12 protein-coding genes are annotated in these 12,912 nt (G+C 64.3%); 3 read left to right on the forward strand and 9 right to left on the reverse strand.

What is annotated here, in order from left to right; all coding sequences use genetic code 11:
* Positions 1-26 precede the first annotated feature (26 nt).
* Positions 27-854, forward strand: a complete 828-nt coding sequence (phnX, locus tag HFRIS_RS18880) for a phosphonoacetaldehyde hydrolase (RefSeq protein ID WP_006713002.1) — start codon at positions 27-29, stop codon at positions 852-854.
* Between the two features lie 26 nt (positions 855-880).
* On the opposite strand, the gene HFRIS_RS18885 is transcribed toward phnX, so the two are convergent.
* Positions 881-3,379, reverse strand: a complete 2,499-nt coding sequence (locus tag HFRIS_RS18885) for a DUF3141 domain-containing protein (RefSeq protein WP_006713006.1) — start codon at positions 3,377-3,379, stop codon at positions 881-883.
* A 150-nt stretch (positions 3,380-3,529) separates the two neighbouring features.
* Between HFRIS_RS18885 and HFRIS_RS18890 the strand changes: the two genes are divergently transcribed.
* Positions 3,530-4,402, forward strand: coding sequence for an HDOD domain-containing protein (locus HFRIS_RS18890; protein ID WP_006713008.1), 873 nt, complete (start codon positions 3,530-3,532; stop codon positions 4,400-4,402).
* A gap of 10 nt (positions 4,403-4,412) precedes the next feature.
* A complete protein-coding gene (locus tag HFRIS_RS18895; protein WP_006713010.1) occupies positions 4,413-4,649 on the forward strand; it encodes a hypothetical protein in 237 nt (78 codons plus the stop codon).
* Between the two features lie 29 nt (positions 4,650-4,678).
* Here HFRIS_RS18895 and HFRIS_RS18900 read toward each other — a convergent pair whose 3' ends face one another.
* The 8 genes from HFRIS_RS18900 to urtA form a co-directional block, all read right to left on the reverse strand.
* A complete protein-coding gene (locus HFRIS_RS18900) occupies positions 4,679-4,975 on the reverse strand; it encodes an FmdB family zinc ribbon protein (protein ID WP_006713012.1) in 297 nt (98 codons plus the stop codon).
* An 88-nt stretch (positions 4,976-5,063) separates the two neighbouring features.
* Positions 5,064-6,242, reverse strand: a complete 1,179-nt coding sequence (gene fmdA, locus HFRIS_RS18905) for a formamidase (protein ID WP_006713014.1) — start codon at positions 6,240-6,242, stop codon at positions 5,064-5,066.
* 216 nt (positions 6,243-6,458) lie between these two features.
* On the reverse strand, positions 6,459-7,490 hold the full coding sequence (locus tag HFRIS_RS18910; protein WP_006713015.1) for an aliphatic amidase: 1,032 nt from the start codon (positions 7,488-7,490) through the stop codon (positions 6,459-6,461).
* Positions 7,491-7,520: 30 nt separating this feature from the next.
* A complete protein-coding gene (gene urtE / locus HFRIS_RS18915; protein ID WP_006713016.1) occupies positions 7,521-8,210 on the reverse strand; it encodes an urea ABC transporter ATP-binding subunit UrtE in 690 nt (229 codons plus the stop codon).
* Between the two features lie 25 nt (positions 8,211-8,235).
* Complete coding sequence (gene urtD, locus HFRIS_RS18920) at positions 8,236-9,003, reverse strand: urea ABC transporter ATP-binding protein UrtD (protein ID WP_006713018.1); 768 nt, start codon at positions 9,001-9,003, stop codon at positions 8,236-8,238.
* A complete protein-coding gene (gene urtC, locus HFRIS_RS18925; protein WP_039876452.1) occupies positions 9,000-10,226 on the reverse strand; it encodes an urea ABC transporter permease subunit UrtC in 1,227 nt (408 codons plus the stop codon). The genes urtD and urtC overlap by 4 nt, the downstream gene beginning before the upstream one ends.
* A gap of 43 nt (positions 10,227-10,269) precedes the next feature.
* Positions 10,270-11,187: an urea ABC transporter permease subunit UrtB gene (urtB, locus tag HFRIS_RS18930; protein WP_006713022.1), complete on the reverse strand. Its 918-nt coding sequence runs from the start codon at positions 11,185-11,187 to the stop codon at positions 10,270-10,272.
* Between the two features lie 106 nt (positions 11,188-11,293).
* Entirely contained in the window at positions 11,294-12,550 is a 1,257-nt protein-coding gene (gene urtA, locus HFRIS_RS18935) for an urea ABC transporter substrate-binding protein (protein ID WP_006713024.1), read from the reverse strand.
* Positions 12,551-12,912 lie beyond the last annotated feature (362 nt).

Raw genomic sequence — 12,912 nt, forward strand, 5'->3', positions numbered from 1 at the left:
ATCGCCATCCGACAAGGAGAATATTCATGCACACCACCCCGCAGCCCGGCCGCAACCTGCAAGCCGTCATCTTCGACTGGGCCGGCACGCTGGTCGATTTCGGCTCCCTGGCGCCGACCCAGATCTTCGTGGACGCCTTCAAGAGCTTCGACATCGAGATCACCCTGCAACAGGCGCGCGGCCCCATGGGCCTGTCCAAGTGGCAGCACATCCGCGTGCTGCTGGACGATGCCGACATCGCCGCCCAATGGCAGCGCCACGCCGGCCGCCCCGCCAGCGATGCCGATGTCGACGCCATCTATGCCCGCTTCATGCCCATGCAGATCGCCAAGGTCGGCCAGTATTCGCAACCCATCGAGGGCGCGGCCCAGGTACTGGCCTGGCTACGTGGTCAGGGCCTCAAGATCGGCTCCTGCTCCGGCTATCCGCGCCAGGTGCTCGACGTGCTGCTGCCGCTGGCAGCCGAACAGGGCATCCGTCCCGACCACGTGGTGGCCGGCGACGAACTACAGGCCGGTGGCCGCCCCGGCCCCTACATGGCGCTGGCCAACATGCTGGCACTGGCCATTGATGACGTGGCAGGCTGCATCAAGGTGGACGACACCGTACCCGGTATCGAGGAAGGTCTGCGCGCCGGCATGTGGAGCGTGGGGGTGTCGCTGTCGGGCAATGAAGTGGGACTTACCCAGGCAGAACTGCTCACCCGGACGCCAGCTGAAGTGACGCATCTGAAGCAACAGGCCGAAGCGCACCTGCGCGCAGCCGGTGCCCACTATGTGATCGATTCGGTGGCGACGCTGCCGGAGGTGGTGGCCCACATCCGCGCCCGCCTGGCCAGCGGCGAACGTCCCTGAAGTCCCGAGTCTCCGAGCCCCCCGGATCAGCTGCGCGGCTTGCGCGCCCGGGGGCTGGTCGCGGCCGCCTTCTTCGGCGCCGCGCTGCGCTTTGCCGGAGCGGCCTTGGCCGCTGCGGTGGCTGGCTTGACCACCTTGGCGGGCTTCACAGGCTTGGCCACTGCGGCGGGCGCCTTGCGGGTGCTCTTGCGCGGCGTCGCCGGGGCCTTGTGTGATGGTGCAGTGGCACGCTCGTCCCCATCGTCCGCATCGGCATCGACCGTGATCTCGTCACGGGACTCACCGATGGCCGTGGTCAGCTTGCGCGCCAGCGCGATCACCTTGCCGGGATCGACGTCCAGCGTGCCGATCAACAGCTCGATGATTTCCGAGCGCGGGTTGGCCAGCGTCGGCTCGATCATCATCACCGCCGCCGACAAGGCCAGCGCCCGTTCGCGGCTGGCGCGGTCGGGCAGCATCTGCTGCAGGGCATTCAGGGCTTCCACCGGCGCCACGGCGGTCACGCGTGCCTGCTCCTTCAACAGTTGCACCCAGTTGGTCTGGGGCGACACGCTGGCATGCATGCCCGGCAGCTGCGCCAGCAGGCGCGCCAGGCGCAGGCTGCGCCGCTCGAACACGCCCACCGAAATCATCCCGGCGATGACGATGCGGCACACCGCCTCGGCAAAGCCACCATTGGCGATGTCCCCGATGACGGCGCTGCGATAACGTCCCAGTTCTTCCTGCGCCCAGCGCTGGGCGACCTCGGCATCGGCCTCGCGTGGCGGCAATACGGCGCCCAACCCGTTGGGGCCGAACACCTGGCGCGTCATGCGTACCGTGCGGGCATCGCGCTGGTCACGCCAGGCATTGAGTTCATCGGTGATCTTCTGCGCCATGCGCTGCTCGTAGCGCTTCAGCGGATGCTGGGCATCCAGCTGCACCCGCCGGGCCCGCGCCTGCGCGGCCTGCTGGCGGATGAACGACGCCGCCGGGTGCGCATCCGAGAACAGTTGGCGCTGCATGCGCAGCGGGTTCAGGCGCATCAACGCATTGGCGCTTTCGCGGGTGGCCGTCATGCGCACCCAGGGGCGTACCCAGGTCTTGTAGAGCTGCGCATTGATCTGCGACCACTGGCTCACCGTCGAGAAGACGGATTCCTCCTCGCGCCCCTCGGGATTGAGCCGGCGCAAATCGTCCATGGTGCGGTGCTGGTATTGCACGGTATAGTCGCCCGGCTCCAGCGCGTCCCAGCGCTGCGCCTGCTGGCCATCCTTGCGCTCCAGCTTCATCTCGTAGAGGCCCGGTGGCAGGCTTTCGATCACGTCCAGCGAGCTCACCAGCTGGTCGTGTTCCTTCAGCGCCACCGATCCCCCCACGAAGATGCCCAGGTGGCCCACGCTCTCATGCAACACGTAGATGATGGTGCGCCCGGCAGCAGCGATGGCGCGCTCGTCGCCCCAGGTATCGATGATCCAGTTCAGGGCCTGCGGCGGCGGCGTGATGTTGTCGCCCCAGGAGGCGAAGACCACGATGGGCGCCACGATGTCGCGCAGGCTGACCGCCTTGCCGCGCACCTCCAGCTCGCCCCGCGCCAGCTTGTTGCCGACGAACAGGTTCTCGGTGATGGCCTCGATCTCGGCCCCGGTCATGCGGAAGAAGCCACCCCACCAGCGTTCGAACTCCAGGAAGCGCGGCGCCTCCTGATCGACCCCGGCCCACAGGTTGTAATACTTGTTCCAGAAGGTATTGGCCGGGTTGAGCTTCTCGAAATTCTCCACCAGGCTGGCGCCATCGAAGCGGTCCGCCCCGAGATCGGCCGCCAGCGAAGCCAGCCAGGTACCGCCCAGCGTGGCGCCGCTGTAGCGCATGGGATTCAAGGTGGAGCTGCCGGCCCAGTAGGAAGCGGGCGCGCCCACCATCATCAGCGGGCCAAACAGTTCCGGCCGCACCGCGTCCAGCGTCATCATGGCCCAGCCGGCCTGGCAATTGCCGATCACCACCGGCTTGGCGGCACATTGCGGATGACGGCGGATCACCTCTTCCAGGAAGCGCGCCTCGGCCTCCATCACGGTAACCAGGGTCTGGCCATCCTCAGGCTCCGGCCGGAAGGTCACGAAATAGACCGGATGCCCGGCCTTCATCGCCATGCCCACCTCGGAATCGAACTTGAAGCCGCCAATCCCGGGGCCATGCCCGGCCCGGGGGTCGACCACCACCACCGGCCGCGCCGCAGGATCGACCGGCAGCTCCGGCGGTGGTTGTAGCAATAGCAAGGCGTAGTTGCAGGGTGCCGGCAGGTCCTTTCCGTCCAGCACCAGGGCATGGTCGAACTTCAGCAGCGGCGGCGTGCCCTGCTCCAGGTGTTCCAAGTAATCATTTCCCCGGTCCAGCAGGGTATCGAGGAAGAGGAAACTGCGCTGCACGCAATCCTCCACATACGCCTGCACATCGCCCCAGGCCAGGGCTGGCGCGGCTGCAGTATCGGCTGCAGCACCGGTGGCGGCATCAGGGTGAAGGGATCCAGCGTTCTTGCGACTTGCCATGGACTCGCTCCCGGAGGGGGTTCAGAGGGGTAACCAGTCCATCATACGGAGAAAGGTGAAAGCAAATCGTCCGATCTCTGAGACAATAAAACCGCTTTTCCCTGCTTTGGCCGAGCCGGCACAACAAAATCATTGCGTGGAGGAATTCTCATGGAGCTCAAGAGCCTGGTGGACCAGCCCGGCAAGTTGCCGACCGTTCCCAAGGTGGTACAGCAACTGATGGCCAGTTTCAATGCCGAGGACGTTTCGGCCCAGGACATCGCCCAACAGATCGCCGCCGATCCGGCGCTCACCGCCAAGGTCCTGCGGCTGGCCAATTCGGCCTTCTTCCACGCCTCGCGCACCATCGGCACGGTCGACGACGCGCTGCGCATGCTGGGTTTCATCATGGTGCGCAACCTGGTGCTGGGCAATGGCATGGTGGCCGCCTTCAAGAACACGCGGGGCATGGACCTGCACCAGTTCTGGCTGCACACCCTCTATACCGCCGTCGCCGCCCGCTGGCTGGCCATGCACGCCGGTCATGCCGGCGAAGACAATGGCGACGCCGTCTTCACGGTCGCCATGATGCATGGCATCGGCCAGTTGCAACTGCACGCCGTGGCCGCAGCGGCGGTAGCGCCCCTGGACAAGCAATGCAATGTGCTCGACGCCGACCGCGCCGAACGGGAGAAAGCCGCCTGGGGCTTCCACTACGCCGATGTCTCGGCCGAACTGGCCACCCTCTGGCACTTCCCCGACGCCATGACCACCGCCCTGCGCAGCATTCCCGATCCCCTGGCCGCCGGTCGCCTGGAGCGCGCCGCCGCCTGGGTCCACCTGGGCGCCTGGGCGGCCCGGGTCGAAGTGCTTGCGCTGGATGACGCCACGGCCCTGGCCAGCTATCCCGCTGCGTTGGCCAAAAAACTGGGCGTGGACCCGGCATGGCGCCCGGTGCTGGTCAAACATGCGCCAGATCAGGCCGAGCGTGCCATGCCCTCCTTCAGCGAGCTGTCGGCCGGGCTGGACGCCATGCTCGAATAAGCCCGTCACCATGGAGACCTTCATCGGACTGGTGCTGGGCCTGCTACGCCATCTGGCCTTCAATGCCGTCTTCTACGCCATCGGCTGCGGCCTGCTCAAGCTGATCACGCTGGGCCGCTACCCGCGCCTGACGCCGCTGCGCGGCGAACACTGGCGCCACCAGGTGCAGGACGTCGACCTGGTCACCCTGCTGGGCTTGCTGGCCACGGTAGCGCTGCTGATCCTGATGGCGCATTGGCTGGGCTGACCCGCTTCGGGCCGCTGCCTGCAGCGACATCAGGTCGCACAGATGCTGCAGCTATGTCCCTTGCAGTTGTGCAGCACGCTGCTGCGTCCCGCCCCGGCATGGGTACCGGGGCCGGTGGCCCCCTGACCGGCCAGTTGTTCGGCGCCGTTGCGCGGTTGCCAGCGATACCTGACCTGCAGCCCCACATGGCCACCGGTGAGCATGGGCGCGGCCGCCGTCGGCTGCTTGCAATAGGGACAGCTGGTGTCGCCATGCAAGGCCTGCAGGGGAATCAGTCGTTCGAAGATGCCGTCGCAATGGCTGCAACGAATGTCGTACAAGGGCATGTCCCCTCCTGAAGAATCCCGACCCGAAAAGACCCGACCGGAAAGACCTCCGGCCGGGAACACACTACGCACAACGAAGCCTCAGGCGTCAGCCCTTGCGCCCCCAGTAGGACTTGTCGTTCAACATGCCCTTGGGCGTGATGTCCTGATCGAAGATCGAGGTCGGCAAGGCCACCGTGCAGGCGCAGTTGGGGATATCGACGATGCCGCCGATACGCCCTTCCACCGGTGCGGCCGTGAGCAGCATGTACGCCTGACTGCCGGTGTAGCCGAAGTGGGTCAGGTAGTCGATGGCCTTGAGGCAGGCCTGGCGATAGGCCACGGTGGCGTCGAGGTAGTAGTTCACGCCGTTTTCCACGCTGATGCCCTCGAAGGTCAGCCACTGCTCGTAATGCGGCTTGACGATGCTGGGCATGAAGATGGGTGACGTAATGTTGTACTTCGCCATGCCGCCCTTGATGAGATCGAAGCCGACGTGGCTCACGCCATCCATCTCGATGGCACCACAGAAACCGATCTCGCCATCACCCTGCGAAAAGTGCAGGTCACCCATCGAGAAACCGGCCCCCTTCACATACACCGGGAAGAAGATGCGCGTACCGGCCGACAGGTCCTTGATATCGGTATTGCCGCCATGCTCGCGCGGCGGCACGGTGCGCGCGGCAACCTTGGCCATCTCGTCGAACTTGGCGCCGGTCAGACCGCGCAGCACGGCGGTGCTCGGATCGGGCGGCTTGGCCAGGCCCTTGGCGGCCAGCGGTGCCTCGCGGCGGTTCCATTCGGCCAGCAGCTCATGCGACGGCAGGCAACCCATCAGGCCCGGGTGGGTCAAGCCGGCGATGCGCACACCCGGGATATGGCGCGAAGTGGCATACAGGCCCTTCAGGTCCCAGATGGCCTTGTCGGCCTCGGGGAAGTAATCGGCCAGAAAGCCGCCGCCATTTTCCTTGGAGAACACGCCCGAGAAACCGACCGGCGTCACCGGCTTGATGTCCAGCAGGTCGATCACCAGCAGGTCGCCCGGTTCGGCGCCTTCGACGTGGAAGGGGCCGGTCAGCGGGTGGGCGCGGGTCAGGTCGACATTCTTGACGTCGGAGACGTCATCGGTGTCCTTGATCTGGGCATCCAGAAAGTCCAGCGACTCGATCAGGATGGATTCACCCGGCTTGACCGAAGCCAGGAACGGCAGGTCCGGGTGCCAGCGGTTGTGACCCAGTTCAGGCTGCTCTGCCAGCGGGACGCCGGGCTTGATCTTGAAGTGTTGCATGCGATCTCCTTGGTGGTGGATAGGTTCGTGACTTGTTGCCAGCCTGCATTGCTGTTGCCGTTCGTCCTGAGTAGCCGCAACGCGGCGTATCGAAGGCGCGCCAGCGGTTGGCGAGCGGCATTTGCATCCCTTCGGCAAGCTCAGGACAGGCTTCGATACGACCCTTTGTGTCTACTCAGTCCGAACGGGCATCAGCTTGCCAACCCGAATGACTTGTCAAGCTGCTGGTTCGGTAGGAATCCCCGGCATCGGACATTCAGGCGTACCGGCACTGTTGCGGGTGAGCGCCTCGACCTGGGCGCGGGCGGCCTGCGGGTCATTGACCCAGGTGCGATAGAAATCGAAGGGACACTCGGCCACGCCGGCCGGTGATTCGCCCGAATTGATCTTGCCGGTATAGCCACGGTGCAGCAGCTTGTAGAGGTGGTTCTGCGATTGCCAGTTGCGGCGCGCATCGCGGATGGCGCCGATGGACAGCTCGGCATACTGGATGCCCATTTCCTCCGTGCCGCATTCGCCCAGCGTGCGGCCGTCGAAGCCGACGATGGCCGAGTGGCCGAAGTAGGAATACACGCCATCGAAGCCGGCCGCATTGGCCACCGCCACATAGAGGTTGTTCATCCAGGCCATGGCCTTGGAGACCATGATCTGCTGTTCCTTGGCCGGGTACATGTAGCCCTGGCAACGCACCACCAGCTCCGCGCCCTTCATGGCGCAGTCGCGCCAGATTTCGGGATAGTTGCCGTCGTCGCAGATGATCAGGCTTATCTTCAAGCCCTTGGGACCATCGCAGACATAGGTGGTGTCGCCCGGATACCAGCCCTCGATGGGCGTCCAGGGCATGATCTTGCGGTACTTCTGCACGATCTCGCCCTGGTCGTTGATGAGGATGAGCGTGTTGTACGGCACCTTGCGCGGATGCTCTTCATGACGTTCACCCGTCAGCGAAAACACGCCCCACACACCGGCGATGCGGCAGGCCTCCGAGAAGATGGCGGTCTCCTCGCCGGGAATGGTGGCGGCGGTCTCGAACATCTCGTCGCGGTCATACATGATGCCGTGGGTCGAATACTCCGGGAACACCACCAGGTCCAGCCCCGGCAGGCCCTGCTTCATGCCCACCAGCATGGCGGCGATCTTCCTGGCGTTTTCCAGCACCTCGCCGCGCGTATGCAGGCGCGGCATCTTGTAGTTGACCACCGCCACGCCGACGGCATCCTTGCTGCTTGAAATGTCTCCGTGTCTCATGGGCTTTCTCCTTCTCGCAAACAGGTGAATTCAGACCGACAGGTACTTGCTGATGGTCGGCGCATCGACGTTGGCCCGCGTGTCCTCGTAGACGAAGCGCCCCTTGTCGATCACCAGGAAACGGTCGGCGATCTCCAGCGTGAAGCTCAACACCTGCTCCGAGACCACGATGGTGAGGGCGCGGATCTTGCGGATTTCCTTCAGGCTCCTGGCGATGTCCTTGATGATGGAAGGCTGGATGCCCTCGGTGGGCTCATCCAGCAACAGCACCCGGGGATTGGTGGCCAGCGCCCGCGCAATGGCCAGTTGCTGCTGCTGGCCGCCGGAGAGATTGCCGCCCTTGCGGGTGCGCATGTCGTAGAGCACCGGGAAGAGCGAATACAGCTCGTCCGGCACCTTGCCCCGGGCCGTGGCCGGCAGACCGGTCTGGATGTTTTCCAGCACCGTCATGTGCGAAAAGATCATCCGCCCCTGCGGCACATAGGCCACGCCGCGCTCCACGCGCTGGTGGCTTTCCAGGGCGCCCAGTTCGACGCCGTCGATGCTGATGCTGCCGCCGCGCAGCGGCAAGATGCCCATCAGGGTCTTGAACAGCGTGGTCTTGCCCATGCCGTTGCGGCCCATGACGGCGACGATTTCTTCCTTGGCCACCGACAGGTCGACGTCGTGGATGACCTTGCTCTGGCCGTAGCCGGAGGCGAGTTGCGAGATTTTGAACATGGCAGGCTCCGGGTTGGGTAGGCGTTCAGTGACCGAGATAGACATCGATCACCTTGGGATCGGATTGCACCTTCTCCATGCTGCCCTCGGCCAGGATCTTGCCCTGATGCAGCACGGTGACCTTGTGGGCGATGCTCTTGACGAAATCCATGTCGTGCTCGATCACCACCACCGAACGGCCCTGGCTGATGCGGCCCAGCAGTTCGGCGGTCTTTTCGCGCTCGGACACGCTCATGCCGGCCACCGGCTCGTCCAGCATCAGCAGTTCCGGCTCCTGCATCAGCAGCATGCCGATCTCCAGCCACTGCTTCTGCCCGTGCGAGAGCAGGTCGGCCTGGGTGTGCAGCTGCTGGTCGAGGAAGATCTCGGCGGCCACCGCCTCCACCCGCGCCACCACGTCCGGCGAGCGCTGGAAGGTCAGCGCGCCGAACACCTTGCGGCCACGCGGGAAGGACATTTCCAGGTTCTCGAAGACGGACAGGTTCTCGTAGATCGACGGCGTCTGGAACTTGCGCCCCACCCCTGCCCGCACGATGGCGTGCTCGCTCATCTTCGTCAGCTCATGGCTGTTGAACTTGATGCTGCCGGAGGTGGCGCGGGTCTTGCCGCAGATCAGGTCCAGCACGGTGGTCTTGCCGGCACCGTTGGGGCCGATCACCACGCGCACCTCGTTGCGCTGCACGTAGAGATTGAGGCCGTCCACCGCCTTGAAACCGTCGAAGGACACCGTCAAATCCTCGATGGCCAGGACCGGATGGGCATCCGATTCGAAACCGATGGGGTTCTCGCTCATTTGCTGGCCTCCAGGGTAGCGCCGGGCTCGATGCCGTCGCGCTTGGGTTCAGGGGTGGACGGACGGGCCGCCGCGACATTCGTGACAGTCGGGGCCGCAGCGGGGGCGACAGTTGGCGCTGCCGCCGGCTTGGGCTCGCCCCGCAGCCGCGCCATCAGCCGCTTGCCCTGGGTCTGCCAGAGACCGGCCAAACCATTGGGGAAGTACATCACCACCGCGATGAAGAGGCCGCCCATCAGGAACAGCCACAGCTCGGGGAAGGTCTCGGAAAAATAGGTCTTGCCGAAGTTCACCAGCAGCGTGCCGTACACCGCGCCCAGCAGCGACATGCGACCACCGACAGCGGCATAGATCACCATCTCGATGGACGGCACGATGCCCACGAAGGAGGGCGACATGAAGCCCACCTGCAGCGTGAACATGGCCCCGCCGATGGCCGAGAACATGGCCGCCGCGCAGAACACGAAGACCTTGAAGCTGGCCACGTCATAGCCCGAGAAGCGCACCCGCTCCTCCTTGTCGCGCATGGCCACCAGCAGGCGCCCCAGCTTGGAGCCGAGCACATAGCGACCGAACAGGATGCAGCCGAACAGCAAGGCGGCATTGACGAAGTACAGCACCAGCTTGGCGTGGTCGGTACGGATGTCCCAGCCCATCAGGGTCTTCAGGTCGGTGATGCCGTTGACGCCGCCAGTCAGGCCCTGCTGGCCGATGATCAGGATCGAGAGGATGGCCGCGATGGCCTGCGTGACGATGGAGAAATACACATCTCCCACCCGGCGCTTGAACATGGCCAGGCCGATCAGCATGGCCAGGATGGTCGGCACCAGCAGCACCGCCAGCACGGTGAAGGCAAAGCTGTGGAAGGGTTCCCACATGGCCGGCAAGGCGGTGATCTGGTTCCAGTCCATGAAGTCGGGAATGCCCGGCGTGGACTGGATCTTGGTGCTGATGGGGTCGGAGGCTTCGAGTTTCAGGAACATGGCCATGCAATAGCCGCCCAACCCGAAGAACACCCCCTGGCCGAGGCTCAGGATGCCGCCATAGCCCCAGCACAGCACCAGCCCCACCGCCACGAAGGCATAGGACAGGTACTTGCCCACCAGGTTGAGACGGAACATGTCCAGCGTCAGCGGAAACACCAGCAACAACAGCACCGCCATCACCAGCAGGCCCACCGCCCCGGAGCGCCCGCCCAACAGTTTTTCATAGGCTGCATGCATCATCGGACCTCGCACGGGTTGTTGGAGAAAGAAAAGCCGGCCATCACTTGCGCACCTTGGCCGAGAACAGGCCCTGCGGACGCAGCATCAGGATCAGGATCACTGCCGACAGCGTGAGCACCTTGGCCATGGAACCGGTCAGGAAGAACTCCGCCGTGGACTGCGTCTGGGCAATCGAGAAGGCCGAGGCGATGGTGCCGATCAGGCTTTGCGCGCCGCCGAAGACCACCACCAGGAAGGTATCGACGATGTACAGCGAACCGCTGGTGGGACCGGTGGAACCGATGGTGGTGAAGGCCGCCCCGGCCACGCCGGCCACCCCGCAACCGAGCGCAAAGGTGGTGCGATCGACCTTGCGGGTATTGATGCCGACCGCCCCGCTCATGACCCGGTTCTGCATCGTTGCGCGCACCTGCAGGCCCCAGCGCGAACGGAACAGCAGCACGAAGATGGCCCCGGTCAGCAGCACCGTGATGCCCATCATGAACAGGCCATTGATGGGAATGTCGATGGCGTCGGTCGGCTTGAAGGAACCCATCAGCCAGTCCGGCAGGGTGGCACTGACTTCCTTGGCGCCGAAGATGGAACGGAAGGTCTGCTGCATCGCCAGCGACAGGCCCCAGGTGGCCAGCAGCGTATCGAGCGGGCGCTTGTAGAGGCGGCTGATCAGCAGCAGTTCGGTCAGGTAGCCCACGCCATAGGCCACCGCGAAGGACAGCACGATGGCCACGAAGAAGTAGATCGGCTGCAAGGCCGGCGCATAGGTGGTGGTGAGATGCGACAACAGATAGGTGATGTAGGCGCCGATGGTGAGGAATTCACCGTGGGCCATGTTGATCACGCCCATCTGCCCGAAGATGATGGCCAGGCCCAGCGCCATCAACAGCAGGACGCAGAACACCGAAAGGCCATTGAAGCCCTGCATGGCGAAGATGGCGCCGAATTCGGATAGAGAAACCATGTTGACTCCCGATGGGCAAGGATGAATTGACCGGTAAGGGGCGGCAGCGCCCGCATGTCACTACAGACGCCGCCGCTTTGCTACGCAGTGAACAGACGCTTACTGCTTACTGGTAACCCTTGGGGAAGGGATTCGGTTCGATCAGGTCGGACTCGTAGACCACCTTGAACTGGCCATCCTTCTGCGCTTCGCCGATGCGGGTCTTGCTCCACAGGTGGTGGTTCTCGTGGACCTTGACATAGCCTTCCGGCGCGGTCTTGAGTTCGATGCCGGGCGAGGCTGCCACCACCTTGTCGACGTCGAAGCTGCCGGCCTTTTCCACCGCCGCCTTCCACAACCAGGGGCCGAGGTAGGCGGCCTGGGTGACGTCGCCGATGACCGAATTGGCACCGAACTTGGCCTTGAACTCGGCCACGAATTTCTTGTTGTTGGCGTTGTCCAGGCTCTGGAAATACTTCATGGAAGCGAAGAAGCCCTCCACGTTCTCGCCGCCAATGCCCAGCATTTCATCTTCGGTGACCGAGATGGTCAGCAGGTTCTGGGTCTTGGCGGTGACGCCGGCCGCCTTCAACTGCTTGTAGAAGGCCACGTTGGAGCCGCCCACCACGTCGGCGAAGATGACGTCGGGTTTCTTCAGCTTGATCTTGTTGATCAGCGAGCCGAACTGGGTATTGCCCAGCGGATAGTATTCCTCGCCCACCACCGAGCCCTTGAGCACGTTCTCGATGTGCTTGCGGGCGATCTTGTTGGAGGTGCGCGGCCAGATGTAGTCCGAGCCGACCAGGAAGAAGGTCTTGGCCTTCTTTTCCTTGGCCACCCAGTTCAGGCCCGCCAGCACCTGTTGCGTCGCCTCCTGCCCGGTATAGAAGACGTTCTTGGACTGCTCCAGGCCTTCGTAGAAGGTCGGGTAGTAGAGCAGGCCGTTGTCCTTCTCGAACACCGGCAGCACCGCCTTGCGCGAAGCCGAGGTCCAGCAGCCGAAGACGGCCGCCACGCGGTCGTTCTCCAGCAGCTTCTTGGCCTTTTCGGCGAAGGTCGGCCAGTCGCTGGCGCCGTCTTCCTGGATGATCTTGATCTTGCGACCGAGGATGCCGCCCATGGCATTGATCTGGTCGATGGCCAGGCGCTCGGCCTGGATCGACCCGGTCTCGCTGATGGCCATGGTGCCGGTGGCCGAGTGCAGCTGGCCCACGGTGACCTCGGTGTCGGTGATGGCCAGCTTGGTGGTATTGACCTTGGCGGTCGGATACTGCTGGGCCGAGGCCATGCCCGGCAGGGTGGCTGCGGCAGCACCGGCGGCCAGGCCCATGAGGACCTTGCGGCGCGGCAGCGAGGGCGGATTGGAAGACGAGGAATGCGACATGCGGTACTCCTTTCGGTCGTTGTTGTTGGATGCCGGCCGGGCAAACGTGGCGTCGTGCAGAAAAAAAGCCGGTAAAAAACGGAAAAGTGAACAAACGAGGGAAAGGCCATCCACTGGCGTGGCATTCAGGAAAAAGTCTCCTGACAGATATGAATATTCCTTCAAGCCCGCCTTTAGCTGCGCTGGCCCTGCCCTTCGTTCTGGGAGGCAGAATAGGATCGGCGGTGCAGCGCAACAATACGTTGTTTGACGTAAGCTCCCGGCCGCGGCTGGCCGCCCGCCTGCACAGCTTTTGCCCGCCCGCTGCCTGTTGTTGGTGCAGGCAAATGGCGGCGAGCGTGGCGATGCTCTTGCCGGGGTGG

This window comes from Herbaspirillum frisingense GSF30 (assembly GCF_000300975.2).
Taxonomy (GTDB): Bacteria; Pseudomonadota; Gammaproteobacteria; order Burkholderiales; family Burkholderiaceae_D; genus Herbaspirillum; species Herbaspirillum frisingense.

What these genes read in the sequence shown, in the direction of transcription:
- phnX (WP_006713002.1), top strand. Translation starts at nt 27, where the DNA reads ATGCACACCACCCCGCAGCCCGGCCGCAACCTGCAAGCCGTCATCTTC.
- HFRIS_RS18885 (WP_006713006.1), bottom strand. Translation starts at nt 3,379, where the DNA reads ATGGCAAGTCGCAAGAACGCTGGATCCCTTCACCCTGATGCCGCCACC.
- HFRIS_RS18890 (WP_006713008.1), top strand. Translation starts at nt 3,530, where the DNA reads ATGGAGCTCAAGAGCCTGGTGGACCAGCCCGGCAAGTTGCCGACCGTT.
- HFRIS_RS18895 (WP_006713010.1), top strand. Translation starts at nt 4,413, where the DNA reads ATGGAGACCTTCATCGGACTGGTGCTGGGCCTGCTACGCCATCTGGCC.
- HFRIS_RS18900 (WP_006713012.1), bottom strand. Translation starts at nt 4,975, where the DNA reads ATGCCCTTGTACGACATTCGTTGCAGCCATTGCGACGGCATCTTCGAA.
- fmdA (WP_006713014.1), bottom strand. Translation starts at nt 6,242, where the DNA reads ATGCAACACTTCAAGATCAAGCCCGGCGTCCCGCTGGCAGAGCAGCCT.
- HFRIS_RS18910 (WP_006713015.1), bottom strand. Translation starts at nt 7,490, where the DNA reads ATGAGACACGGAGACATTTCAAGCAGCAAGGATGCCGTCGGCGTGGCG.
- urtE (WP_006713016.1), bottom strand. Translation starts at nt 8,210, where the DNA reads ATGTTCAAAATCTCGCAACTCGCCTCCGGCTACGGCCAGAGCAAGGTC.
- urtD (WP_006713018.1), bottom strand. Translation starts at nt 9,003, where the DNA reads ATGAGCGAGAACCCCATCGGTTTCGAATCGGATGCCCATCCGGTCCTG.
- urtC (WP_039876452.1), bottom strand. Translation starts at nt 10,226, where the DNA reads ATGCATGCAGCCTATGAAAAACTGTTGGGCGGGCGCTCCGGGGCGGTG.
- urtB (WP_006713022.1), bottom strand. Translation starts at nt 11,187, where the DNA reads ATGGTTTCTCTATCCGAATTCGGCGCCATCTTCGCCATGCAGGGCTTC.
- urtA (WP_006713024.1), bottom strand. Translation starts at nt 12,550, where the DNA reads ATGTCGCATTCCTCGTCTTCCAATCCGCCCTCGCTGCCGCGCCGCAAG.